Origin of the sequence: Variovorax sp. 160MFSha2.1 (assembly GCF_048305075.1) — a bacterium.
In the GTDB taxonomy this organism is placed as follows: domain Bacteria; phylum Pseudomonadota; class Gammaproteobacteria; order Burkholderiales; family Burkholderiaceae_C; genus Variovorax; species Variovorax guangxiensis.
Map to the genome: position 1 here is coordinate 5,213,149 of NZ_CP157624.1, position 24,802 is coordinate 5,237,950.

General features: G+C 68.1%; 23 protein-coding genes. 3 read left to right on the top strand and 20 right to left on the bottom strand.

What is annotated here, in order from left to right; translation table 11 throughout:
* Positions 1-56 precede the first annotated feature (56 nt).
* Both ABL838_RS23660 and ABL838_RS23665 read right to left on the bottom strand, forming a co-directional pair.
* Positions 57-1,136 (bottom strand): L-idonate 5-dehydrogenase, encoded by a 1,080-nt coding sequence (locus tag ABL838_RS23660; RefSeq protein ID WP_418122195.1) that lies wholly within the window; start codon positions 1,134-1,136, stop codon positions 57-59.
* 30 nt (positions 1,137-1,166) lie between these two features.
* The gene (locus ABL838_RS23665; protein WP_418122196.1) at positions 1,167-2,120 is read right to left on the bottom strand and encodes a 2-hydroxyacid dehydrogenase; all 954 of its coding nucleotides are present in this window, start codon (positions 2,118-2,120) and stop codon (positions 1,167-1,169) included.
* A 140-nt stretch (positions 2,121-2,260) separates the two neighbouring features.
* On the opposite strand from ABL838_RS23665, the gene ABL838_RS23670 reads away from it, so the two are divergent.
* From ABL838_RS23670 to ABL838_RS23680, 3 genes are read left to right on the top strand one after another with little or no spacing between them, the layout of a single operon-like run.
* Complete coding sequence (locus ABL838_RS23670) at positions 2,261-3,022, top strand: SDR family oxidoreductase (protein WP_126023337.1); 762 nt, start codon at positions 2,261-2,263, stop codon at positions 3,020-3,022.
* A 45-nt stretch (positions 3,023-3,067) separates the two neighbouring features.
* On the top strand, positions 3,068-3,973 hold the full coding sequence (locus ABL838_RS23675) for an NAD(P)-dependent oxidoreductase (protein ID WP_418122197.1): 906 nt from the start codon (positions 3,068-3,070) through the stop codon (positions 3,971-3,973).
* A gap of 50 nt (positions 3,974-4,023) precedes the next feature.
* A complete protein-coding gene (locus tag ABL838_RS23680) occupies positions 4,024-4,365 on the top strand; it encodes a hypothetical protein (RefSeq protein ID WP_126023335.1) in 342 nt (113 codons plus the stop codon).
* Here the strand turns inward: ABL838_RS23680 and ABL838_RS23685 are convergent.
* The 18 genes from ABL838_RS23685 to ABL838_RS23770 all read right to left on the bottom strand — a co-directional run bounded on the left by ABL838_RS23685 (position 4,328) and on the right by ABL838_RS23770 (position 24,783).
* A complete protein-coding gene (locus ABL838_RS23685) occupies positions 4,328-6,271 on the bottom strand; it encodes a glycoside hydrolase family 15 protein (RefSeq protein ID WP_418122199.1) in 1,944 nt (647 codons plus the stop codon). The two genes, ABL838_RS23680 and ABL838_RS23685, sit on opposite strands and share 38 nt — an antisense overlap.
* A gap of 354 nt (positions 6,272-6,625) precedes the next feature.
* Entirely contained in the window at positions 6,626-7,360 is a 735-nt protein-coding gene (locus ABL838_RS23690) for an RNA polymerase sigma factor FliA (RefSeq protein WP_126023334.1), read from the bottom strand.
* A 42-nt stretch (positions 7,361-7,402) separates the two neighbouring features.
* Positions 7,403-8,212: a MinD/ParA family ATP-binding protein gene (locus ABL838_RS23695; protein WP_418117567.1), complete on the bottom strand. Its 810-nt coding sequence runs from the start codon at positions 8,210-8,212 to the stop codon at positions 7,403-7,405.
* 10 nt (positions 8,213-8,222) lie between these two features.
* Positions 8,223-10,739, bottom strand: a complete 2,517-nt coding sequence (flhF, locus tag ABL838_RS23700; protein WP_418122201.1) for a flagellar biosynthesis protein FlhF — start codon at positions 10,737-10,739, stop codon at positions 8,223-8,225.
* Positions 10,736-12,838 (bottom strand): flagellar biosynthesis protein FlhA, encoded by a 2,103-nt coding sequence (gene flhA, locus ABL838_RS23705; protein ID WP_184641085.1) that lies wholly within the window; start codon positions 12,836-12,838, stop codon positions 10,736-10,738. The genes flhF and flhA overlap by 4 nt, the downstream gene beginning before the upstream one ends.
* Complete coding sequence (flhB, locus tag ABL838_RS23710; RefSeq protein ID WP_184641084.1) at positions 12,835-13,992, bottom strand: flagellar biosynthesis protein FlhB; 1,158 nt, start codon at positions 13,990-13,992, stop codon at positions 12,835-12,837. Before flhB ends, flhA begins: the two co-directional genes overlap by 4 nt.
* 142 nt (positions 13,993-14,134) lie before the next feature.
* Positions 14,135-14,782 carry a protein phosphatase CheZ gene (gene cheZ, locus ABL838_RS23715; RefSeq protein WP_369661104.1) on the bottom strand — a complete coding sequence of 216 codons (648 nt, stop codon included), beginning with the start codon at positions 14,780-14,782 and terminating at the stop codon, positions 14,135-14,137.
* A gap of 1 nt (position 14,783) precedes the next feature.
* On the bottom strand, positions 14,784-15,182 hold the full coding sequence (gene cheY, locus ABL838_RS23720) for a chemotaxis response regulator CheY (RefSeq protein ID WP_126023328.1): 399 nt from the start codon (positions 15,180-15,182) through the stop codon (positions 14,784-14,786).
* 34 nt (positions 15,183-15,216) lie between these two features.
* Complete coding sequence (locus ABL838_RS23725; RefSeq protein WP_418122202.1) at positions 15,217-16,296, bottom strand: protein-glutamate methylesterase/protein-glutamine glutaminase; 1,080 nt, start codon at positions 16,294-16,296, stop codon at positions 15,217-15,219.
* A gap of 2 nt (positions 16,297-16,298) precedes the next feature.
* Entirely contained in the window at positions 16,299-16,943 is a 645-nt protein-coding gene (gene cheD, locus ABL838_RS23730; RefSeq protein ID WP_184641082.1) for a chemoreceptor glutamine deamidase CheD, read from the bottom strand.
* Positions 16,940-17,776, bottom strand: coding sequence for a CheR family methyltransferase (locus tag ABL838_RS23735; RefSeq protein ID WP_126023325.1), 837 nt, complete (start codon positions 17,774-17,776; stop codon positions 16,940-16,942). Before ABL838_RS23735 ends, cheD begins: the two co-directional genes overlap by 4 nt.
* A 108-nt stretch (positions 17,777-17,884) precedes the next feature.
* On the bottom strand, positions 17,885-19,183 hold the full coding sequence (locus ABL838_RS23740; RefSeq protein ID WP_418122204.1) for an EAL and HDOD domain-containing protein: 1,299 nt from the start codon (positions 19,181-19,183) through the stop codon (positions 17,885-17,887).
* A gap of 20 nt (positions 19,184-19,203) precedes the next feature.
* The gene (gene cheA, locus ABL838_RS23745) at positions 19,204-21,315 is read right to left on the bottom strand and encodes a chemotaxis protein CheA (RefSeq protein ID WP_418122205.1); all 2,112 of its coding nucleotides are present in this window, start codon (positions 21,313-21,315) and stop codon (positions 19,204-19,206) included.
* Positions 21,316-21,368: 53 nt separating this feature from the next.
* A complete protein-coding gene (gene motB, locus ABL838_RS23750) occupies positions 21,369-22,247 on the bottom strand; it encodes a flagellar motor protein MotB (RefSeq protein WP_418122206.1) in 879 nt (292 codons plus the stop codon).
* Positions 22,248-22,287: 40 nt separating this feature from the next.
* Entirely contained in the window at positions 22,288-23,148 is an 861-nt protein-coding gene (gene motA, locus ABL838_RS23755) for a flagellar motor stator protein MotA (RefSeq protein WP_126023321.1), read from the bottom strand.
* Positions 23,149-23,223: 75 nt separating this feature from the next.
* Positions 23,224-23,811 carry a flagellar transcriptional regulator FlhC gene (flhC, locus tag ABL838_RS23760; protein WP_126023320.1) on the bottom strand — a complete coding sequence of 196 codons (588 nt, stop codon included), beginning with the start codon at positions 23,809-23,811 and terminating at the stop codon, positions 23,224-23,226.
* Positions 23,808-24,170 carry a flagellar transcriptional regulator FlhD gene (flhD, locus tag ABL838_RS23765; protein ID WP_184641079.1) on the bottom strand — a complete coding sequence of 121 codons (363 nt, stop codon included), beginning with the start codon at positions 24,168-24,170 and terminating at the stop codon, positions 23,808-23,810. Before flhD ends, flhC begins: the two co-directional genes overlap by 4 nt.
* Positions 24,171-24,507: 337 nt before the next feature.
* Entirely contained in the window at positions 24,508-24,783 is a 276-nt protein-coding gene (locus ABL838_RS23770; protein WP_126023319.1) for an EscU/YscU/HrcU family type III secretion system export apparatus switch protein, read from the bottom strand.
* Between the last annotated feature and the right edge of the window lie 19 nt (positions 24,784-24,802).

The following is a 24,802-nucleotide window of genomic DNA, read 5'->3' on the forward strand; positions in this document are numbered from 1 at the left end:
GATGAGCCGGGCGACGCCGCTTCAACCGGCGTGATCGAGGCCTTTCCCTCGATGAATCAGGCGGCGACGGCCTCCGCCTGCGCTGCATCCCCCGCGAAGTCGATCAGCACCTTCATCGCCTTGCGCCTGTCGCTCGCCAGCTCGAAGGCCTGGCGCGCCTGCAGCATCGGGAAGGTGTGCGACACCACCGGGGAAAGATCGACGCGCCCTTCGTTGATGAGCTTCACCGCCAGCGCGAACTCGGCATGGAAGCGGAACGAGCCGCAGATGCTGAGCTCCTTCGACACCACCATGTTCTGCGGAATGCTCACGTCGCCGCCCAGGCCGAGCTGCACGACCACGCCGCGCGGGCGCATCACCTCCAGGCCGTCGCGCAGCGCGCGCTCGTTGCCGGAGCATTCGAGCATCACGTCGAAGGTGCCCTTGTCGGCGGAGTAGCGCGAGACCCAGGCCTTGTCCTGCGCGACGTTGATGGCGTTGTCGGCCCCCATGGCGCGCGCGATGGCCAGCGGCTCGTCGACCACGTCGGTGGCGGTGATCTCGGCCGCGCCGTGCGCGCGCGCCGCCGCGATGGCGAGCACGCCGATGGGCCCGCAGCCGGACACCAGCACGCGCTTGCCCAACAAGGGGCCGGCGCGCGACACGCCGTGCAGCCCTACCGAGAACGGCTCGGCCAGCGCCGCCAGCCGCAGCGGCACGTGGTCGGCCACCTTCACGCATTGCGTGGCCTCGCACAGCAGCATGTTGCGGAACGCGCCCTGCACGTGCGGCGTGCGCATCGCGCTGCCGTAGAAGCGCATGTCCAGGCACTGGTTGGGCAGGCCTTCGAGGCAGAACTTGCAGGCGCCGCAGGGGCGGCTCGGGTTGACGGCGACCTTGTCGCCGATGCGCACGCTCTCGACGCCGGGCGCCACCGCCACCACGGTGCCGGCAACTTCGTGGCCCAGCACCATTGGCTCCTTGATGCGCACGGTGCCGAAGCCGCCGTTGTGGAAGTAGTGCAGGTCGGAGCCGCAGATGCCGCCCATTCCGACCTTCACCAGCACCTGGCCGGGGCCGATCTCGCCGGCGTCCTGCTCGTCCAGGCGCAGGTCGTCGGGGGCGTGGATCACGAGGCACATGCAACGCAGGCGCATGATTCTTCTTCCTTCTGTCTTTGTCAGGTGTCAGGCAACGGGGGTGATCAGGGGTCGGCCCGCGAAGTGGGCCTCGAGGTTGCGGCGCACCAGCTCGCCCATGGCTCGGCGCGTCGCTTCGGTGCCGCTGCCATGGTGCGGGGTGAGCACCACGTTGTCGAGCGCGGCGAAGCGCGGGTCGATGCGCGGTTCGTTGAGGAACACGTCGAGCGCCGCGCCGGCGATGGCGCGCGTCTCCAGCGCCTGCAGCAGCGCGGCTTCGTCGACGGTGGTGCCGCGCGACACGTTCACCAGCCAGCCCCTGGGGCCCAGCGCCTGCAGCACTTCGCCGTTGACGATGCCGCGCGTGGCCTCGCCGCCGGGGAGGATGACGATGAGCACGTCGCACCACTCGGCCATCGCGCTCAGGCTGGCGAAGTGGCGGTGCGGGCTCTCCGCCTTCGGCGCGCGGCTGAAGTAACCCACCTCCACGTCGAAGCCCGAGAGCCGCCGCGCGATGGTGCTGCCGATGCGGCCGAAGCCCGCGATGCCGATGCGCTGGCCGAAGACGCGCGTGGCCAGCGGCATGCCGCCGTGGGCCCAGGCGCCGCTGCGCACGAACTGGTCGCCCGCCGGAATGCGCCGCTGCACAGCCAGCAGGAGGCCCACGGCAAGATCGGCCACGTCGCCGTTGAGCACGTCTGGCGTGTTGGTCACGCGGATGCCGCGCGCGCGGCAGGCGGCGAGGTCGATGCCGTCGGTGCCCACGCCGTAGCAGGCGACCAGCTCCAGCTTCGGCAACGCCGCGATGAGTTCGGTGCTCGCGCCGAGTTCGCCGCGCGTGGCGATCGCGCGGATCTGCGGTGCGTGCTCGGCGATGAAGGCCTGCCGGTCAGGCGCCTCCCAAAGGCGGTGCAGCGTGTAGGCCTCCCGCATCGGCGCCATGTCCCATTCGGGGTAGGTGCCAGGCATCAGCACATGCGGAAGAGCGGCGGTGGTGGTCAAGCTGGTGTCCTTTTGGCTGGCGCACAATGATACCGGTAACTTTAATAGTTTCAGCGGACTGCGCGAACTCAGGGTTTACCCATTGACTGGATCAAAAGATACCGGTAACTTATTTGCCTGTCACGCACCAGGAAACTCCCTTGAAACTGTTCGACCTCTCCGGGCGCACTGCCCTCGTCACCGGCTCCAGCAAGGGCATCGGCTTCGCGCTGGCCGGCGCGCTCGGCAATGCGGGCGCCCGCGTCGTGCTCAATGCGCGCGACCCCGCCCTGCTCGCCGCCGCCCGCGACGCCCTGCGCGCCAGGGGCATCGCGGCCGAAGCAAAGGCCTTCGACGTGACCGACGCCGATGCCGTGGAAGCCGGCGTGGCCGCCATCGAGGCCGAGGTCGGGCCCATCGACATCCTCGTCAACAACGCCGGCATGCAGCATCGCGGGGCCTTCGCCGAGTTCCCGGTGGATGCGTGGCACAAGATCACCACTACCAACATCGACAGCGTGTTCCTGGTGGGCCGCTCGGTCGCGCAGCGCATGATCGAGCGCAAGCGCGGCAAGATCATCAACGTGTGCTCGGTGCAGAGCGAGCTGGGCCGCCCGGGCATCGCGCCCTACGCCGCCACCAAGGGCGCGGTGAAGATGCTCACCAAGGGCATGGCGATCGACCTCGGCAAGCACGGCATCCAGGTCAACGGCCTCGGGCCGGGCTACTTCAAGACCGAGCTCACGCAGGCGCTGGTGGCCGACGAGGCCTTCACCGCGTGGCTCTCGGGCCGCACGCCCGCGGGCCGCTGGGGCGACGTGGAAGAACTCGGCGGCGCGGCCATCTTCCTGGCCTCGGACGCATCGAGCTTCGTCAACGGCCACATCCTGTATGTGGACGGCGGCATCACCGCGAGCCTGTAGCACCGTGCCGCGGCCCCACATCGGACATCCCATGGTGGCCCTCGCATGACGAAGACGACCGCCCCGGCGACGCGCGTGGCCGTGATCGGCGTCGGCATCATGGGCTCGGCCATCGCGCGCCGTCTGCTCGGCTGCGGCCACCGGGTGAGCGTGTTCGACCTCGATGCCGCCAAGGTCGCGGCGCTGGCAGAACACGGCGCGATCGCTGCCGCCACGGCGCGCGAGGCAGCCGGTGCCAGCGATTTCGTCATCACCAGCCTCAACTCGGCCGCGGTGGTGGAGCGCGCCATCTTCGGCGAGCACGGCATCGCGGCCGCCGTGCCGGCGGATGCGCAGCGGCTGCTGATCGACATGTCGTCCATCGACCCTCCTTCCACGCGCCGGCTCGCGCAGTCGCTGCGCGAGCGCACGGGCATGGGCTTCGTCGATGCGCCGCTCTCGGGCGGCGCGCCCAAGGCGCTGCTCGGCCAGCTCACGGTGATGGCCGGCGGCAGCGCAGAAGACGTGCAGCGCGCACGCGCCGTGATGGACAGCCTGTGCGCCAACTACACCCACATGGGCGAAAGCGGCGCGGGCCAGACCACGAAGCTGGTCAACCAGCTGCTCTGCGCCATCGGCTTCCAGGCTGTTGCCGAAGCGGTGCGGCTGGCCGAGGCCGGCGGCGTCGATGCCTCGAAGCTGCCCGCGGCGCTCTCCGGCGGACGTGCCGACAGCCAGATCCTGCGCGAGTTCGGCCCCAAGATGGCCGCGCGCGACTACTCGCCCACCGGCCGCATCGACAACATGCTCAAGGACCTCGAGGCGGTGCAGGCCTTCTCGCAGGGCCAGCGGCTTCCGCTACCACTGGCGGGCGCCGTCTCGGAGCTGCATCGCGCCTTCGTCGCGGCCGGGCTGGGCGCGCACGACACGGCCGAGATGATGCGGCAGTTCAGCGGCTACGAACGCGGCTGAACGGTCCGCTGCCGTCATCGCACAGATTCGACACAGGAAAGAGAGAAGCCATGTTCATCCGCTGCGCGTTCTTCAGGGGCCGGGTCAAGCCCGGCATGGAAGAAGCCTTCGACCGCCACGTGCACGAGAAGCTCGTGCCGCTGTGGACCCGCTTTCCCGGCGCACTCGAGGTGCGCGTGCTGCGCCAGCTGGAAAGCGACGTGAGCGACCCCGAACTGGCGATGGTGCTGTCGATCCGCTACGCGAGCCGCGAGGACATCGCCCGCGCGCTCGAATCGCCCGTGCGCTACGAAAGCCGCGAAGTGTCGAAGAAGCTGTTCGAGATGTTCGACGGCACGGTCTTCCACACCGTGTTCAGCGCCGAGGAGTTCGCGCTCGCGAACGCTTCCTGACGGGCGGCTTCTTCGCTTCCTTCTTCGCTTCCTTGCCCTCTTCCTTTTTCTTCTGCGGCGCCTTGCCATCGAGGTCCGCCAGTTCCCACACGCCACCGGCCGCCGACACCAGCGCGTGCGCGCTGTTGATCAGCCCGATGTGCGAGAAGGCCTGCGGAAAATTGCCCAGCTGCCGCTGAGCCACCGGGTCGTATTCCTCGGCGAAGAGGCCCAGGTCGTTGCCCAGCGCCAGCAGCCGCCTGAAGAGAACGCGCGCCTTGCGCACCTTGCCCATGGCCACGTACACGTTCGCCAGCCAGAAGCTGCACGCCATGAACGCGCCCTCGCCGCCGCCGAGCCCGTCCACGCCTTTCTCGGTGCGGTAGCGGTACACCAGCCCGTTGAAGACCAGCTCCTTCTCGATGCGCGCGACCGTGCCCTGAACGCGCTCGTCATGGATCGGCAGGAAGCCGATCAGCGGCATCCACAGCAGCGCCGCGTCCACCGTATCGGCGCCGTAGTACTGCACGAACGAGTTGCTCGACGCGTCGTAGCCACGCGCGCAGACCTCGGCGTGGATCTGGTCGCGCGCCTCGCGCCAGCGTTCGATGGGGCCTTCGAGCCCGTATTCCGTGGCGCTCGCGATCACGCGGTCGAAGGCCAGCCAGCACATGATCTTGGAATGCACGAAGTGGCGGGGCTCGCCGCGCACCTCCCACAGGCTGCAGTCGGGCTCCCGCCAGAGTTCCATCAGCTGCTTCGCGATGGCGCGCTCCAGCGGCCACAGCTTGTCCATGTCCGACAGGCCGGCCTTGCGCGCCGCATGGAAGGCCGCGATGACCGAGCCGTACACGTCGAGCTGGCGCTGCCCGTGCGCGCCGTTGCCGATGCGCACCGGGCGGCTGTCCTCGTAGCCGCGCAGCCAGCCCAGCTCGAGTTCGGTGAGCGAGCGTTCGCCGTGCAGGCCGTACATCACCTGCAGTTCCTCGGGCGACCCGCCGACCGCACGCATCAGCCACCAGCGCCATGCGCTGGCCTCCTCGACGTAGCCCGAGCCGATCAACGCGTAGAGCGTGAGCGCTGCATCGCGCAGCCAGCAGAAGCGGTAGTCCCAGTTGCGCTCGCCGCCGGGCAGCTCGGGCAGCGAGGTGCTCGGCGCGGCGACGATGCCGCCGGTCGGCTCGTAGGTCAGCGCCTTGAGCGTGAGCAGCGAGCGCATCACCGGCTCGCGGAATTCGCCGTGGTAGCCGCAGCGATCGGTCCACGCACTCCATTCGGCGACTGTGCGCGCCAGCAGCGCGTTGGCATCGCGCGTCACCGGCGGCTTCAGGTGCGAGGGAAACCAGTCGAGGCTGAACGCGATGGACTGCCCCGCCGACACGGTGAAGTCGGCGAAGCTCGCGAAGTTCTCGTTGACCAGCGGCACGCCGGAGCTGATGCGCACCGCATCCGGCCCGGCCGTGGCGAACACCGCGCCATCGCGCCGCTCCATCCACGGGCACCACTCGCCGTAGTTGAAGCGGATGCGGAACTCGGTGTGCATGCTCACCGTGCCCCGTACGCCCCGCACGATGCGCACCACCTCGTGTGTGCCGTCGAGCGCGGGGCGAGGCATGAAGTCGGTGACGACGGCCACGCCCGTGCCTGTACGAATCGTGGTCTCCAGCACAACGGTGCCGGGAAGGTAGCGCCGCGAGACGCGCGCCTTGCGGTCGCGCGCGCACATGGTCCAGTGGCCGTTGCGCTCGTCGCCCAGCAGGCTGGCGAACATCGCGGCCGAGTCGAAGCGCGGCAGGCACAGCCACTCGATGTCGCCGCCCAGATGCACCAGCGCCGCGCTGTGGGTCGAGCCGATGAGCGCGTATTCGCCGATGGGGCGGCTGGCCTGCAGCCTTGAAGAGAGTTGCTTGTTGCGGGTCTTTGGCAAGACTCCGAGTTTTCGTGCCCTCGCAGGCGCCCTGCGCCGGAGGCGAGCGCGCCTGGCTGACGGACAACGCCTATTCAGCGCATCCTTCAAGGGTCTGTTCACACTATTTCCGGGGTCGCGAAGGGCAGCCAGGGCGGGCCAATCAAGGCGCGTGACGACGCGTGTGCATGCGCACACGCTAGGAGCGCAACGCCGAGTGGCCCGCCCTGGCTGCCCTTCCCGCAGGGTTGGTGCTCCAAGGGGCCGTCTGCGGCGTTGCCCGCGCTTGCAGGGCGCCAGCCTTACTGCGCACGCGCGCCTTGCAGCCAGCCCCTTGGAGCACCAACGCGACCCGGGAAATAGTGTGAACAGACCCTAGAGCACATCCTTCAGCTTCGCCCGCAGCCTGCTGATCGCCTGGCTGTGCAGCTGGCACACCCGCGACTGGCTCACTTCGAGGATGGCGCCGATCTCGCGCAGGTTCAGCTCCTCCTCGTAATAGAGGTTCAGCAGCAGCTGGTCGCGCTCGGGCAGCGCCGAGATGGCGTCCACCAGCTGGTGGCGGAAGCCGCTTTCCAGCAGCTGCTCCAGCGGATCGTCGCTGCTGCGCCGGTCCTTGCGGGCGTCCTGCGAGTGACTGTCGAGAAAACCGTTGTCGGCGTCGTCCTTGGAGAAGTCTTCCACATACAGCAGCTGGCAGCCCTGGATCTCCTGCAGCAGCGACTGGTAGGCCTCGATGTCCATCTTCAGTTCCCGGGCGATCTCCCCTTCGGTGGGAGCGCGCCCGAGCCTGTGGCCCAGCGCCTGCATCGCCTTCTCGATGCCGCGCGCCGACTGGCGCAGGCCGCGCGAGCCCCAGTCGGCGGCACGCAACTCGTCGAGCATGGCGCCGCGGATGCGCTGGCTCACGAAAGTCTCGAACTGCGCGCCGCGGTTGTCCTGGTAGCGCGCGGATGCGTCAAGCAGGCCGAGCATGCCGGCCTGGATCAGGTCGTCCAGCTCCACGCTGGCCGGCAGCTTCGCCATCATCTGCAGCGCGATGCGGCGCACCAGCGGCTGGTGCTGCGCGAGCAGGTGCGATTTCTCGATGGTTCCTTGTGCGGTGTACATGGCCGTCGTGCTTCCTTCCTTCCTCGGTGCGGAGCCGGCGGCTCAGGCCACGGCCTGCAGCGGGGCTGCCTCGGGCCATGGCCACTGGTCCATCTCGCCCGCGGCGCGGCGGAAGTCGACCGCCGCATGGCTCGCGGGAAAGGCCTCGGCGATGGTCTTCTTCAGCCGCCATGCGTCGGAGACGAGCGGATCGAAGCGCACCCATCCCGCCGCCCGCAGCGACAGCGCGAGGTAGCGGCTGCCGGCATGGGCGAGGTTGTTCATGATCTGGCGCGCGGCCTGCACGTCGACCACGCCGTTGAGCAGGAAGCGCATCTGCTTCAGGCCGTGGGCGTGGTGCAGGCGCTTGATGCCCGCGTAGGCCGAGGTGACCGAGGCCGGATGCGGCTGCAGCACCAGCAGCAGGTCGTCCGCGCACTGCGCGAGCGGCGACAGCCGGCCCTCGCCGTCGAAGGCCGCGTCGATGACGACCACGCCGTCGTGCCAGAACCTGCGCGGGTCGGCCGCGCCTTGCGATGTTCCTCTTGCAGCCGCGGGCGGCGCCGGCAGCACATGCACCCCGCAGGCCATGCGCACCTCGGCGCCGTCCAGCGTGAGGCGCCCGGCCGCGACGTCGACAAGGCCGCCCAGCGGGTCGATGTCCCAGACCTCGCAGGCCGAGCCCTCGGCGCGGCAATGCTCGTCCAGCAGCAGCACGTTGCGGCCCTGCCCCACCAGCGCCACGGCGAAGTTCATCGCGGCGGTGGTGCCGCCCGCGCCGCGCCCCATGCCGGCCACCGCGAGCACGCGCGCCTGCGTCGGCGCGAGCAGGCGCCGGAGGCCGTCCGCCTGATCCGCAACCAGCTTGTTCATCGCAGCGCCCTCAATCCTGCCGCTCCAGCTTCTGCGGCTTCTCCAGCGCACGGGGCGACTGCACCGGCGCGGTCGATTCGGTGCCGAGCGCGTCCAGCAGCAGGAAGAGCTTGCCAAAGCCCGCGTACAGCGCGCTGCCGCTCATGGCGCGGCCGTTGCGTGCGGGGCGGCCGGTGAGCTGGCCCATCAGCGCGCGGGCACGGTCGGCCCATTCGCCTTCGGCCTGCAGCAGGCGCCACACGGTGGTGGTCATCTGCCCGGCGATCAGCAGCCGCTTCATGATGTCCGGGTCGCCCAATTCGCCGATGCCGCCCACCAGCTGCACGCCGTCGCGCAGCAGGCGGAAGCAGGGTTCGGCATCCACGGCCCAGCCCAGCCACTGCGCGAGCTGGCGCGCCGAAACCTCTGTACCGACGTTCGACAGCGCATGGCTCAGCGCAAGTACGTTGCCGCTGCGCGCATCGACCACGCGCGTGGCGATGCAGCGCAGCGCCGGCATCTCGTCGCGTGCGATGCCCGCCGCCATCGCGGCGGCATTGAAGCGCAGCACCACGTCGGCATGCGCCACGGCGAGCAGCGCCGCCTTGCCGCGGAAGCGCACGGGGCGCTCCTCGGCGAACTCGAAATCCATGCGCGCGAGCGTGTCGGGAGAGCCGGTGCGCGAATCGATCACGGCCGTGGAACCCGGCGCGCGCGCCAGCCAGCGCTGGCCGGCGGCCTGCCACTGCACCATGGCCTCGATGCCGGGCAGCCGCGTCAGCAGATGGACCATCGGGCGATGGCCGAAATCCTGCTGGCGCAGCCATGGCACCTGGCGTGCACCGGGCTTGCGCGCGGCGTCCTTGGTGCCGCGCGTGGCCGCCGTCGAAAGCCACTGGTTGGGCGCCGCCATCGGCAGGCCCGTGCGGTCCGACAGCAGCAGGCTGCCATGGCATTCGTAGGCATCGCCGCCTTCGTTCGAGCGCAGGCCGACCTGGCCGCACAGCGCGAGCACGTAGCTCGCGCAGCCTGTGGCCACTTCGCTGCGCGCATGCACCAGCAAGTCCTGCAGCACGGCCTTCTGGCCCGCCTCCTCGTCCGTGGCCTGGCGCCACAGCGTACGTGCGCGCTCGAAGCCGATCTGCGAGCCGGCCAGCGCGCTCGCCGTGGTGGCAAGTTCCTGCGCATCGTGCGCCATCGCGCGGATCAGGTTCTGGTACTTCAGGCGCAGCAGGTCGGTCTCGCCCTGCGCCTTCTGCACCGCCTGCTGCGAGGCGGCGCCCGAAGCGGCGTCTTCCTGCAGGTCGCTCTCGGCAGGAACGAACAGCGGGCTGTGCTGGCGCGGCTGGAACACGCTGTCCACCAGCTGCGCGCGGTCGGCCTGCATCAGGTTCTCGGGCACCTTCTGGCCGCTGGAGATGTAGTGCACCGGCAGGCGGTGGCGGATCACGGTGTCGATCAGCGCGCCCGGATGCGTGGCCTCGTCCACCTTGGTGAAGATGCAGCCGGCAAGCTCGTTGCCGTGGCGGTAGGCGTGCACCACCTCGTTGAGCGTGTCGCCGTGGCTGGTGGCGTTGAGCAGCAGCAGCTTCTTCACCGGCCTCGGGCTCTGGCCCAGCATGGCGATCTGCTCGGGCACGGCGCGATCGCGCTGGCTCATGCCGACGGTGTCGATCAGCACCATGTGCTTCTCGCGCAGGTCGCGCAGCACGAGGTGCAGGTCGGCGGCGTCCTTCACCGCGTACACCGGCACGTTGAGGATCTGGCCGTAGATGCGCAGCTGCTCGTAGGCGCCGATGCGGTAGCTGTCGGTGGTCACCAGCGCGAGCTTGTCGGCGCCGAAGCGCATCACGCAGCGCGCGGCCAGCTTGGCGGTGGTGGTGGTCTTGCCCACGCCGGTCGGGCCCATCAGCGCATAGACGCCGCCCTGGGCGAACAGGGCGTCCTCATCTTCGTGCACGGGCACGGCGCGGATGAGCTCCGAACGCACGTAGGCCATGCCTTCTGCGTAAGTGCGCCCGGTGGGCAGCTTCTCGAGCATGGCCTTGGAAAGCCGCGCGCTGAAGCCCGCGCCCAGCAGCGTGCGCAGCAGGCGGCCGCGCACGGGGTCGCGGCGCTGCCTGTCGTTCCATACCACGCTGGCGAGCTGTTCCTCGATCATGCCGCGCATGGAATGCAGCTCTTCGAGCACCGTGTCGGCGGGGGCCGGGACGGGTGTTGCAATCGGTGCAGCGGCTGCGACGGGCGCAACGGGAGCAGGCACCGGCGGCATCGGCATCGCATGCGCGACCGGCGCCGGCGCAGCAACCGGTGCCGCCACGATCGGTGCAGCCACGGGCTTCGCAGGCGCACTGCCCTGCTGCACCACGCCCTGCACTTCGCCCTCGACCATGGCGACGATCTCCACGCCTTCGGCGGTGACGCGATGCGAGAGCACGATGGCGTCGGCGCCCAGCGCCTCCCTGACCAGTCGCAGGGCTTCGCGGCTGGTGGCCGCGACGAATTTGCGCGCAGTGGCGCGCACGTCTGTCTGTTGGGGGGAATTCAACCTCGTCCTCCGATGGCGGTGGTGACCTTGATGGTTCGGGAATCAGGAATCTCTGCGTGCGACAGCACCTTGAGCTGCGGCAGGCTGCGCCGCAGGAAGCGCGACAGCAGCACGCGCAGCGCGTGCTGCACCACCAGCACGGGCGCGAGGCCCATCTGCTCCTGGCGGGTGATGGCGGCCTGCGCCTGCCGCAGCAGGTTGTCGGCGATGCCGGGTTCGATGCCGCTGCTGTTGGTGAGGGCCTGCTGCAGCACGCCGTCGAGCGAGCCGTCCAGGCCGATGACCTGCATCTCGCTGTCGCCCGGGAACAGCTGCTGCGTGATCGCGCGGCCCAGCGCCAGGCGCGTGAGCGTGGTGAGCTCGGTCGGGTCCTTCACGGTCGGCGCGTGCTCGGCCATCACGTCGAGGATGGTGCGCATGTCCCGGATCGGCACTTCCTCGTCGAGCAGGTTCTGCAGCACCTTGTGCAGCGTGCTGAGCGACAGCACCTTGGGCACCAGGTCTTCCGTGAGCTTGGGCGCGGTCTTGGCGATCTGGTCGAGCAGTTGCTGCACTTCCTGGCGGCCCAGCAGCTCGGCGGCATGCGTCTGTATGAGGTGGTTCAGGTGCGTGGCCATCACCGTGCAGGCGTCGACCACCGTGTAGCCGTACACCTGCGCCTGCTGGCGCAGGCTCGCGTCGATCCATGTCGCGGCGAGGCCGAAGGCCGGGTCGCGCGTGGGCGTGCCGGGCAGCGTGCCGCTGACCTGCCCCGGGTTGATGGCCATCCACTGGTTGGGGAAGGCTTCGCCGCGGCCGATCTCCACGTCCTTCAGCGTGATGACGTAGGTGTTGGGCTTGATCTCCAGGTTGTCGCGGATGTGCACCACCGGCACCAGGAAGCCGACTTCCTGCGCGATCTTCTTGCGGATGCTCTTGATGCGGCCCAGCAGCTCGCCCTGCTGCGACTGGTCCACCAGCGGAATGAGCCGGTAGCCAACCTGCATGCCCAGCGGGTCGACCATGGCCACGTCGTCCCAGGTGGCCTCCGCCGTCTCTGCGGAAGACGCGGCGAGGTTCGCGGCCTGCGCGGCGGCCGCCTCCTGCGCGGCCTGCTGCTTCGGCTTGCGCTGCAGCAGCCCGCGGCCCAGCCACACCAGGCCGCCCGCGATCAGCAGGAACGCCAGGTTCGGCATGCCCGGGATCATGCCCAGCAGCCCGACGATGCCGGCCGTGAGAAACAGCACCTGCGGGTTGGAGAAGAGCTGGCCCGTGAGCTGGCTGCCCACGTCCTCGTCGGTGGTCACGCGCGAGACGATCACGCCCGCGGCGGTGGAGATCACCAGCGCCGGGATCTGCGCCACCAGGCCGTCGCCGATGGCCAGCAGCGTGTAGGTCTTGCCTGCGGTGGAGAAGTCCAGCCCGTGCTGCACCATGCCCACCACCAGGCCGCCGATGATGTTGATGACCATGATGAGCAGGCCCGCGATCGCGTCGCCGCGCACGAACTTGCTGGCACCGTCCATCGAGCCGTAGAAGTCGGCTTCCTGCGCCACCTCGGTACGGCGCTTGCGGGCCACGTCCTCGCCGATCAGGCCGGCGTTGAGGTCGGCGTCGATGGCCATCTGCTTGCCGGGCATCGCGTCGAGCATGAAGCGCGCGCCCACCTCGGCGATGCGGCCCGCGCCCTTGGTGATCACCATGAAGTTGATGAGCACGAGGATGATGAAGACCATCACGCCCACGGCGAAGTTGCCGCCCACGAGGAAGTGCCCGAAGGCCTCGATCACCTTGCCCGCCGCGTCGGCGCCGGTGTGGCCGTTCATCAGCACCACGCGCGTGGAGGCCACGTTCAGCGACAGGCGCAGCAGCGTGGAGAACAGCAGCACCGCCGGGAAGGCCGCGAAGTCCAGCGCCTTCATCGTGTACATGCTCACCAGCAGCACCATCACCGACATGGCGATGTTGAAGGTGAACAGAAGATCGAGCAGGAATGGCGGCAGCGGCAGCACCATCATGCTCAGGATCATGATGATGAGGATCGGCCCGGCCAGCCCCTTGAGCTGCGAGCCCGGGAAGAAGCGCGCGGGCAAGCGCATCAGGTTTGTCATCGCGTTCATGCGGCAAGCTCAGCCGCATCGGCGGCGGTGTATTGAAGATCTGCGGGAACCGGCAGGTCGGTGGGCGTGCGCGGCGCTTCGCCGCCTTCGGCCCTCCAGCGCCGAAGCTGGTAGACCCAGGCGAGCACCTCGGCCACGGCGGTGTAGAGGCCTGCGGGAATCTCGTCGCCCAGCTTCGTGTGCCTGTAGAGGGAGCGCGCGAGCGGCGGCGCTTCGAGGATCGCCACCTTGTGCTCCTTCGCCAGTTCGCGGATGCGCGCGGCCACGAGCTCGGTGCCCTTGGCCACCACGCGGGGGGCCCGCATGCCGCCCTCCTGGTACTTGAGCGCCACGGCGAAGTGCGTGGGGTTGGTCAGCACGATGTCTGCCTTGGGCACCTCGGACATCATCCGGCGGCGCGCCATCTGCTGCTGCTGGCGGCGGATCGCGGCCTTGATGTGCGGATCGCCTTCGCTTTCCTTGTGCTCCTGGCGCACGTCCTCGCGCGACATGCGCAGCTTGCGGTAGTAGCTCCAGAGCTGGAAGGGCACGTCGATCAGCGCCACCAGGAACAGCGTCGCGGCGATCAGCACGCAGTGCCTGGCCACCAGCACGACCGCATGCGGCAGCGCGTACTGCGCGGGCTGTGCCATCAGGGCCATCAGGGTGCCGATGTCCCTCGACACCACCCACCAGGCCACGCCGCCGATGAGCGCCGACTTGGCCAGCGCCTTGAGCAGCTCGGCGAGCGACTGCGAGGAGAACATGCGGCCGATGCCGGCCAACGGGTTGAGCTTGCCGAAGTTCGGCGCCACCGACTTGGTGGAGAAGAGCCAGCCGCCGAGCATCATCGGCGCGACCACGGCTGCGACGATCATCATCGCGAACATCGGGCCGATGGCGCCCAGCGCCTGCATCGACATCAGCCCGGTGCGGGCCAGCATGTAGGAAGGGTCGAAGGCTGCCGCGCGGTCGAACTGCAGTCCCATGCGCAGCGCGCCGTTCATGCTCGTGCCGAGCGACTCCGACGCGAGCCACAGGCCGGCACAGGCCGTGCCCAGCATGACGAAGGTGGTGAGCTCGCGGGAACGGGCTACGTTGCCTTCCTCGCGGGCCTTTTCAAGGCGCCGCTCGGAGGCGGGTTCCGTTTTCTCGAGATCGCTTTCCTCAGCCATTCATGCTCCGAACCAGCAGTGGCGAAGTACGCCTTGCTCATGGCCAAATTATTGAATTCGACCCTCCGGAACAATCTGTCGATCAGGGCCCAGATAGCCCTGCAATTCGGACAATAGAAAGGGGCCGGCAGGCCCCTTGAGATCAGAAGCCGAGGCTCTCCAGCAGGTCGTCGACCTGCGCCTGGTCGGTGACTGCATCGGGGTTGCCGGGCTTGACCTGCGGGCCGTTCTGCAGGCTCTGCACGGCCTCGTGGCGCTTCTCGGGCGCGGAGTTGTCGATCAGCACCTGCAGCAGCTGCGTTTCGACGTCGTTGACCACTTCCATCATCTTCTTGATGACCTGGCCCGTGAGGTCCTGGAAATCCTGCGCCATGAGGATCTCCATGAGCTGCGAGTTGATCGCGCTCGCTCGCTCGGGCACGCCGTCGAGGTAGCCGCGCGTGTCCAGCACGAGTTCGCGCGCGTGGTCGAGCTCGATGGGGTTCTTGAACCACTCGTCCCAGCGCTTGCTCAGGCCCTTGGCATCGGTGGACAGCGCTTCCTGCAGCGGCTGGGCCACGTCGATGGCGTTGAGCGCGCGGTGCGCCGCGCGCTCGGTGGTGGCGGCCACGTAGCTCAGGCGGTCGCGCGCATCCGGAATGGCCTGCGCGGCCCTGGCCACCTGCTTGTCGAGGCCCAGCTCGCGCAGGCCTTCGCGCAGCTGGCGCGTGAGCTGGCCGATGCGGCCCAGCAGTTCTTCGGTGGTGTTCGCGGGTTCCGCGACGGCGGCGGCGGCGGTGTTCTGGCTCATGTCAGGCCGCTTCCTTCGCGAGTTTCTCGAAGATCTTGGTGAGCTTTTCTTCGAGCGTTGCGGCGGTGAAGGGCTTCACCACGTAGCCGTTGGCGCCGGCCTGGGCCGCCGCCACGATGTTCTCCTTCTTCGCCTCGGCCGTGACCATCAGCACCGGCAGCTTCTTGAGCTCGGGGTCGGCGCGGATGGTCTGCAGCATGGTCAGGCCGTCCATGTTGGGCATGTTCCAGTCCGACACCACGAAGCCGAAGTTGCCGCCGCGCAGCTTCTCGATGCCGGCGGCGCCGTCCTCGGCTTCGTCCACGTTGTGGAACTCCAGCTCCTTCAGCAGGTTGCGCACGATGCGGCGCATGGTCGGGAAGTCGTCCACAACCAGGATTTTGATGCTCTTGTCGATCACGATATTTCCAACTCCAAGGTCGTTTTCTTTTCTCTCAAACTCGGTTCGTACGTTCACCGAACGTGCGAAGGTGCGCCAGCACGCGGCGGCTGACTTCGGCCAGGGGCGACACGTCGTCCACCGCGCCCAGCGCGATGGCCTCGCGCGGCATGCCGAAGACCACGCAGCTGGCCTCGTCCTGCGCCAGCGTGTGGGCGCCGGCGCGCCGCATGCGCAGCAGGCCCTCGGCACCATCCTTGCCCATGCCGGTCAGGATGATTCCGATGGCGTTCTTGCCGGCATGCTTGGCGGCCGAATCGAACAGCACGTCGATGGACGGCCGGTGGCGGTTCACCGGCGGCTCCTGGTCGAGGTGCGCCACGTAGTTGGCGCCGCTGCGCGCGAGCGACAGGTGGTAGCCGCCGGGCGCGATGTAGGCATAGCCCGGCAACACGCGCTCGCCGTGCTCGGCTTCCTTCACGTTGATGCGGCACAGGCCGTCCAGGCGCTGCGCGAACGAGCGCGTGAAGCCCGCGGGCATGTGCTGCGCGATCATCACGGCCGGCGAGTCGGGCGGCAGCGGCTGCAGCACTTCGCGGATGGCCTCGGTGCCGCCGGTGGAGGCGCCGATGATGATGAGCTTCTCGGTACTCAGCAGCGGGCTGCGCAGCAGCGATTCCTGCAGCGCCTCGCCGCCGGGGCGCGCCGCGGCGGCGTGTCGGGCGGGCAGCAGGCGTGCGCTTGCCGCGGTGCGGATCTTGCCGGCGATCAGTTCGGTGTAGTTGAGCAGGCCGTCGCGCACACCGAGGCGCGGCTTGGTCACGAAGTCGATGGCGCCCAGCTCGAGCGCGCGCAGCGCGATCTCCGAGCCGCGCTCGGTGAGCGAGGAAACCATGACCACCGGCATGGGCCGAAGCCGCATGAGCTTCTCGAGGAATTCGAGCCCGTCCATGCGCGGCATTTCCACATCGAGCGTGAGCACGTCGGGGTTGGTGACCTTGATGAGGTCGCGCGCCACCAGCGGGTCGGCCGCCGTGCCCACCACCGTCATGTCGGGCTGGCTGTTGATGATCTCCGTCATCACGCTGCGGATGAGCGCCGAGTCGTCGACGCACAGCACCTTGATCTTCTTCACGCTCACAGGTTTCCTTTGTTATCGGCAGCCGATGCAGCGCGCGGGCCGGAGAGCCTGCGCAGCAGCTCGCCCTCCTCGTGCTGCACCTGGCGCACTTCTGTCTGCGCGCGCAGCTTGCGCACAATGGCCTTTCCCGTCGCCGGCACGAAGCACACGCGGCGCGCATGCGGTCCGCGCAGGTCCTGCGCGGCGACCTCGATGCGCTCGTTGCCCAGGTAGCGCAGCACGAAGTCGGCGTTGCGGTCGCCGATGTTGAGCGTGGTCATGTTCGCCAGCACCGCGCCGCCGCCGAACACCTTGGCCTTGAGCCGGTCGCGGCGCGCGCCCGCGCGCACCAGCTCGCGGATCAGCACGTCCATGGCGTAGGTGCCGTAGCGCATCGATTCGGTGGCGTCGCGCGTGCCGGCCGAGGCGCCGGCTTCGCCGTCGTCGGGCAGCATGAAATGGTTCATGCCGGCCACGCCCGCCTCGCGGTCGTGCAGGCAGGCGGCCACGCAGGAGCCCAGCACCGTGCTGAGCGCGGTGTTGCTCGATGTCACGTAGTACTCGGAGGGCAGCAGCTTCACGGCCATCATCCCGACGTCGCGGTCGAAATAATGATGGCTCGCCACCGAGCCCGGGGCGGCCGCATTCGAGGCCGCGCTCATGAGGAAGCACCCGCGGCACGCGAGCGCGCCAGCTCATACACGGTCTGGCCCAGCGGGCGGAAGGCCTGGTTGACCAGCGAGGCGTTCTCCGAATGCCCGGCGAACAGCAGGCCGTCGGCCTTGAGCAGCGGCGCGAAGCGGTCGAGCACCTTCTTCTGCGTCGGCTTGTCGAAATAGATCATCACGTTGCGGCAGAAGATCGCGTCCACCGGCTCCTTCACCGCCCAGGCGCTGTCGAGCAGGTTGAGCCGCGAGAACTTCACCATCGCCGCGACCTCGGGCCGCACGCGCACCTTGCCCGCGTTGGAGCCGGTGCCCTTGTTGAAGAAGCGCCGCAGCCGCTCGGGCGCGAGCCTGCGCACCTGCTCCGCGGTGAAGACGCCGGCGGAGGCCTTGGCCAGCACCGCCGTGTCGATGTCGGTGGCGATCACGCGCGAGGCCGCGGCCTTGTCGCCCAGCGCCTCCATCAGCGTGATGGCGATGGAATAGGGTTCCTCGCCCGTCGATGCCGCCGCGCACCACACGGTGACGGGCTGCTTCGCCTTGCGCACGTGCTCGGCCAGCGTCGGGAAGTGATGCGCCTCGCGGAAGAACGAGGTGAGGTTGGTGGTCAGCGAGTTGATGAAGAGCTGCCACTCCTCGCCGTCCTGGCGCTGTTCTAGCCAGTCGAGGTACGAGGCGAAGTCGGGCAGCTGCAGCTCCCTCAGCCGGCGCGAGAGGCGGCTGTAGACCATCTGCCGCTTCTGCTCGCCCAGGGCGATGCCGGCGCGGCGATGGATGAGGGTGCGCACGCGCGAGAAGTCGCTGTCGGTGAAAAGGAACTCGGTGGTCACGGCCAGCCTGGAAGGTTGGCTTTCAATGTACATAGCGGCCACCGTTTCCAATGGACCGATCAGACGCGCAAATGCCCCGCACTTTCGGCACTCCGGCCGCGCTTTGCTTCATTGCTCGCTCGCGGCGGGGCTGGCGCCCTGCGCCCACACCAGCGCGGAGAGCTGGGCGGCATTGACCTGCGCCGGGCTCAGGAACAGCGCCTCCGACAGGCGCGCCGCCTGCCCGTCGTCGAGCTCGCAGCTCTCGGCCAGCGCCACGAAGGGGCCGTAGAGGCCGCCGCGCGAAAGAATGGCCTGCTGCACCGCCTCGGTGAGCTGCACCTTGCGCAGCACGCCTTCCATCGAGACGCCCAGCAGCTGGTCGAGCAGCGAGAACATGCCGGCCACGAACAGGTTGTCGGCTTCGCTGGCAGGCAGCATGCCCTGCCCCACCAGTTCGACGAAGCGCCCGCGCAGGATGGCCTTCTTCATCATGTAGGGCGAGCCCGCCTTGTTGCTGGTGGCCAGCAGCAGCGAGAGCCAGCGGTAAAGCGGCGAGTAGCCGAGCATGGCGACCGCATGGCGCAGCGAATGGATCTCCACCGCCATGCCCACCGCGGGCGAGTTGATGTAGCGCAGCAGGCGGTAGGTGAGCGCGGCATCGTGCTTGAGCGCGGCCTCGATCACGCGCAGGTCTTCGTTGCGCTGGAGCATCTGCATCAACTGCACGATCAGCAGCGACTCGGGCTGCAGCGCGTCTTCGGTCTCGAGCACCGGCGGGTTGCGGAAGGAGCCGTCGATGAACACGTTCACGCGCCGCGACGCACAGGCATCGAACTCGGTCCAGTCTTCCACGCGCGAGGCCACCGGCTCCACCGGCGGGTGACCCAGCTGGGCGTCCTGGCGCAGGCGCGCGACGGTGTCCGCGTCGTTCGCGCCGACTTCGAGGTGGGTGACGATGGAGCGCAGCTCCGGGTCTTCAGGCAGTACGGCGCCTGCGCACTGCATGAAGCCGAAGCCCTGCTCGCGCAGGAACAGCAGGATGGAGCGCAGGTCGGCGTCCATCAGTTCGTCCGCGCGCATGCACAGCACCACCTGCTGCGGCGGCAGCGACTGGAGCTCGCTCTGGAAGAGCGCGTCGACCGTCACGTCGACGAACAGCAGCTGCGATCCCAGCAGCCAGCCTTCGTCGCCAGGGTTGAGGTGCATGGCGAGCGTGTCCATGAGCGCCTTGACGCCCGCTGCGCCGGACGCATCGGAAGCCGCGCCGGCGGCGCGCCAGGCCATGCGATAGCCGATCACGCGCCTCTGCGCGTCGAGCAGCATCGCGTAGGCCAGGTGGCCTTCGCAGCCGGCCTCGGGCTGGGTGGAGGCGCCGGTTTCGGCGCCGGCGCCTTCGGAAGCGCGACGGAAGAAATCAAACCGCATTCAGCTGTCTCCGTCGGATGTCAGAGTGCAATGGCGTCGGTCCTCCGGGCCGCGCCCGCGAGCGCGGCCGCACTCGCGGCCTGCGCGCGCTGGATGCGCGGCATGGCGCCCACGTCGATGATGAAGGCCACGCTGCCGTCGCCGAGGATGGTCGCGGCGGAGATGCCGGGCACCTTGCGGTAGTTGGTCTCGAGGTTCTTCACCACCACCTGGTGCTGTCCGAGCAGCTCGTCCACCAGCAGCGCGAAGCGGCTGTCGTCGGCCTGCACGATCACCAGGATGCCCTGCGTGGGGTGCGTCTGCGCGCCGGCCACGTCGAACACGCGGTGCAGCTCGATGAGCGGCAGGTACTCGCCGCGCACGCGGATCACGTGGCCGTCGGCGGTGATGGAATGCAGGTGCTCCGGCAGCGGCTGCAGGGACTCGATGACGTAGCTCAGCGGCAGGATGTAGGCCTCGCTGCCCACCTTCACCGACATGCCGTTCAGGATGGCCAGCGTCAGCGGCAGCACGATGCGCGTGGTGGTGCCCTGCCCGCCGCGCGAGTGGATCTCGACGTGGCCGCCCATTTCCTGGATGTTGCGCTTGACCACGTCCATGCCCACGCCGCGGCCCGAGATGTCGGTGACCTGCTCGGCGGTGGAGAAGCCGGGCGCGAAGATGAGCTGCCACACCTCGTCGTCGGGCATGGTTTCGCTCACCGGCAGGCCCTGCTGCATGGCCTTGGCAAGGATGCGCTCGCGGTTGAGGCCCGCGCCGTCGTCGCTCACCTCGATCACGATGTTGCCGCCGTGATGCTGCGCCGACAGCAGCAGCTGGCCGGTGGCGTCCTTGCCCTTGGCCAGGCGCACCTCGGGCGTCTCGATGCCGTGGTCGAGGCTGTTGCGCACCAGGTGCGTGAGCGGGTCGACGATGCGCTCGATCAGGCCCTTGTCGAGCTCGGTTTCCTTGCCGTAGGTGTCCAGGCGGACCTGCTTGCCCAGCTTGGCGCTCACGTCGCGGATGACGCGCGGGAAGCGGCTGAACACGTAGTCCATCGGCATCATGCGGATGGACATGACCGATTCCTGCAGGTCGCGTGCGTTGCGCTCCAGGTGGCCCAGGCCGCTGAGGAAGCGCTCGTAGGCCACCGGATCGAGCATGGTCGCGGCCTGCGTGAGCATCGACTGGGTGATGACGAGCTCGCCCACGAGGTTGATGAGCTGGTCGACCTTCTCGACGTCGACGCGGATGGAGCTGGATTCCTTGGCGGCGGCGGACGAAGCGGCTGCCGTGGTGGGCGCCGAGGGTGCGGGAGAAGGCGCGGGTTGCGGCTTCGCGGCTTCCACGATCGCGGCGGGCTCGGGCTCGGGCTCGGGCGCGGGTGCGGCCACCGCTGCCGGAGCTTCGGCAACCGCTTCGTGCGTGATGTCGATCTGCGATTCGTCGATGACGAAGCAGCAGACGGCGACGATGTCGTCTGGCGAGCAGGTGGTTTCGAGCAGCACTGTGAGCTGGTCGTTGCTGCGCGTGCTCGAGAGCACCTTGCCGAGATTGGCCAGCTCGCCGGTCAGCAGCTCGCATTCGCTTTCCGACAGGCGGGCGAAGCGGACGCGCAGTGCGCCGCCGCCGCCCTTGCCGGCGGCGGCATCGGCCGGCGCAGCCACGGGCTCGGAGGCTGCCACAGGCGCGGGAGCCGGCGCAGGAGCCGGCGCAGGAGCCGGCGCAGGGGCCGGAGCGGGCGCGGGTGCCGCCGCACTTGCGTCACCGCTTTCGAGCGCGAGTTGCTGAAGCACGCCACAGATGTGCGCGACCATGTCCGGGTCCGGCTCGTTGCCTGCCTGGTAGGCGGTGAGTTGTTCTTGCAAGGCGTCCTTCGTTTCCAGGAATGCATCGATCATCCGGCCGGTCAGACGCAGCTGCCCATGGCGGGCGCGGTCCAAAAGCGACTCGAGAACGTGCGTGGTGTTGGTAAGGGCAGTGAAACCGAAAGTCGCTGCGCCGCCCTTGATGGAGTGCGCCGCGCGGAATATGGCGTTGAGCTGTTCGCTGTCGGGGGCGTCGACATCGAGTTCCAGCAGGAGTTGCTCCATCTCGGCGAGCAGTTCGATGGCTTCGACGAAGAAGGCTTGGGTGAATTGACTGAGGTCCATCTCGTGTCTTTGTGTGTTTCTTGTTGTTGTGCCGTCTGCTGCCGTGCGTCCGTTCAGTCCGCCTTCGCGGCCGCCTTGCCGATGCGCAGCCCGCCGACGGGCTCCGCGCTGTTCTCGCGCTCGATGCGCTCCTGGGTCCGGTGGTTGAGCAGGATGATGCTGATGCGCCGGTTGATCGGGTTGCGCGGATCGGCCTTGTCCAGGTGCATGCTGTCGGCCAGGCCGATCACGCGCAGCACCTTGCCCTCGGTCATGCCGCCGGCCACGAGTTCGCGCCTCGAGGCATTGGCGCGGTCTGACGACAACTCCCAGTTGCCGTAGGACCGGTCGTTGGTGTAGACGATGGCGTCGGTGTGGCCCGACAGGGTGATCTTGTTGGGCAGGCCGTTGAGCGCCGGCGCAAGCTCGCGCAGGATGGCGCGCATGTGCGGCACCACGCGCGCGCTGGCCAGCTCGAACATCGGGCGGTTCTCGGTGTCGACGATCTGCAGGCGCAGGCCCTCGGTGGTGATGTCGATGAGGATCTGGGAGCGGAACTGCTGGAACACAGGGCTCTTCTCGATCAGCGCGTCGAGATTTCTCTTCATCTCGGCGAGGCGGCTGGCGTCGGCCTCGTCCTCGCTCGCGGTCTCGGTGAGCTTGACCTCGCCCTCCACGTGCACCGGGTCGGCGCCTCCGCCGGGGATCATGCTGGTGCTGAGGCTGGACTTGTCGCCGCCAGTGAGCGCCACGCGCAACGGCATGCGGAAGTGCTCCGCGATGCCTTCGCGCTGCTTGGTGCTGGAGATGGAGAGCAGCCACATCACGAGGAAGAAGGCCATCATGGCCGTCATGAAGTCGGCATAGGCGATCTTCCAGCCGCCGCCGTGCGCGCCGCCGTGCTTGCCCTTGTGGACGTGCTTGAAGATGACTCTTGGCTTGTCGTCGCTCATGATCGCTGGCTGCTCTGTGCTGGCTCGTGCGATGGGCGCGTCAGCGCGCCTTGACTTCGCGGACGTGGTCGTCCAGCTCGGTGAACGAGGGGCGCTCGGTCGAGAACAGCACCTTGCGGCCGAACTCCACCGCGAGCTGAGGCGCGTAGCCGTTGAGGTTGGCCAGCAGCGTGACCTTGGCGCACTGGTAGATCTTCATGCCCTCTTCCACCTTCTGCTCGATCAGCGAGGCCAGCGGCGAGACGAAGCCGTAGGCCAGCAGCACGCCGAGGAAGGTGCCCACCATCGCGTGCGCGATCAGCGCGCCCATTTCGGAGGGCGGCAGGTTGGCGGAGCCGAGTGCGTGCACCACGCCCATCACGGCCGCGACGATGCCCAGCGCGGGCAGCGCATCGCCCACGCGCGAGAGGCTGTGGCCGGGCACCGCGGCCTCGTGGCGGATGGTCTCGATCTCGTGGTCCATCAGCGCCTCGATCTCGTGCGCGTCGGTGTTGCCGCTGATGACCAGGCGCAGGTAGTCGCACAGGAAGACGGTGATGCCCTCGTGCGCCATGATGTTCGGATAGCGCGTGAAGATCTCGCTCTGGGACGGGTCTTCCACGTCGGTCTCCAGCTTCATCATCCCTTCCTTGCGGGCCTTGGCGAGCAGCTCGTACAGCAGCGCGAGCAGGTCCATGTAGAGCTGGCGGTTGTGCTTGGAGGTGCGCAGCAGCAGGGGCAGCTCCTTGATGGTGGCCCTGATGGTCTTGCCGTTGTTGCCGGCGATGAAGGCGCCCAGCGCCGAGCCGCCGATCATGAGCAGTTCGACCGGCTGGAACAGGACGCCGAAGTGCCCGCCCATGAGGCCGTAGCCACCGAAGACGGCACCGATCACCACGATGTATCCAACCAGAACCAGCACGCGCTTCCCCTATCGCCCAGCGGGCGTCGAATCAACAAACCCCTGGCGGCCATGGCCGCCGGCGGGGCACTTTTCCTAGACGGCGCCGCCGATGTCCATCACCGGCGCCACCGCGACGAGCCCGCCGCGGCGGCGCTCTGTCGCCTTGGGCTTGCGTGCCTTGCCCGCGCGCGAAGGCGGACGGCACAGCACGCACACGTATCCGTTCTTGTTGTCGTGCGCATGCGCCACGAAATGGCCGCCGCAGCGACAGCAGGTGCTCAGCTGCAGCATGTCGCTGTCGAAGAAGCGGACCATGGTCTCGGCGCGGGTGAAGTCGAGCACCACCTCGCCACCGTTGGCCTCGACCTGCTGCGTGTAGAGCCGGTAGGCCTTGATGAGCGCGGGCAGCTCGTTCTCGTCCGCCTCGTCGAGCATGAACCGGTAGATGTTGTAGAACATCGACGAGTGGATGTTGGCCAGCCACGTCATGTACCAATCGGTGGAGAACGGCAGCAGGCCCTTGGGCGGAGAGACGCCCTTGAGTTCCTTGTAGAGGCGGATCAGGCGCTCGCGGCTCAGCGTGACCGCGGCTTCCAGGAACTGCAGGCGCGCGCCGAGGCCGATCAGCTCGATCGCGAGCTGGACCTGCCGCACCTCGCCCAGGACGCTCTTGCTGGTCACGCCGCGCTCGCTCCGCGCATCTGCGCCTGCGACTGTGCCTGCGCCTGGCGCGCGGCCATCAGGATCGACATATGCGCCTGCTGCAGCGCAGGCTCCTTGCCCTCGCCGACCACCGCGAACATGGGGCGGTCGTCCAGCCGGAAGCTGCACAGCAGGAAGTTGGACGCGGCCAGCTTCACGATCTGGCTGAGCGACATGTTCGCCAGCAGATCGGCCAGCTCACGGCCCACGCCGAGGCGGAACATGGCCTCGGCCCTGTCCTGCTTCACCAGCTTCTGCGCCAGCAGCATATAGGCCAGATTTATCTCGCCGATTTCCCTCGAAATCACGCCGTTGGCGGTGATGTTGACGTTTTCCATGTCTGATCCCATTTCCGATTCAAAGCTCACTTCGTGCTCCTAACAATCGTGTATACATTATATACACAAAGTTTTACATGTTGAAGTGTTTTGTATGACATGAGGGTAAAAAAGGTAGGAGGCATCTGACAAGGCACTCCTCATCTCCCAATGGAGGCCCCGCGTTTACAGGTGTCAGCCGTTTGGGTAACAAATGTTTCAGACGCCACCAAAAAAAGCGCGAATTTATTCGTCAGCAACATCGAATTGATAAACGCTATGGGTTTATTTAGTCCCGATGAAAGACCATTTGAACGAATTTCTCGATTCATGATTTCACATTGGTCCATCTGGTCAATTAGTCGCCTGCGCGACCCTCGAGGCGGTAGATCCACGCCATCACCTCCGCCACGGCGAGGTACAGCTGCGGCGGGACCTGCCTGTCCAGGTCGACCTGCATCAGGAGCTTCACGAGGTCGGCCGACGAGTGCACGTAAAGCCCGTGCTCGCGCGCCTCGCGCATGATCGATTCGGCGACCACGCCATAACCCTTGGCCACGACGACGGGCGCCCGCGTCTTGTCCGCATAGGACAGCGCGACGGCGCTGTTGCGGTTGTCGAGCACCTCGTTCATTGGAATACCTTCGTGCTTC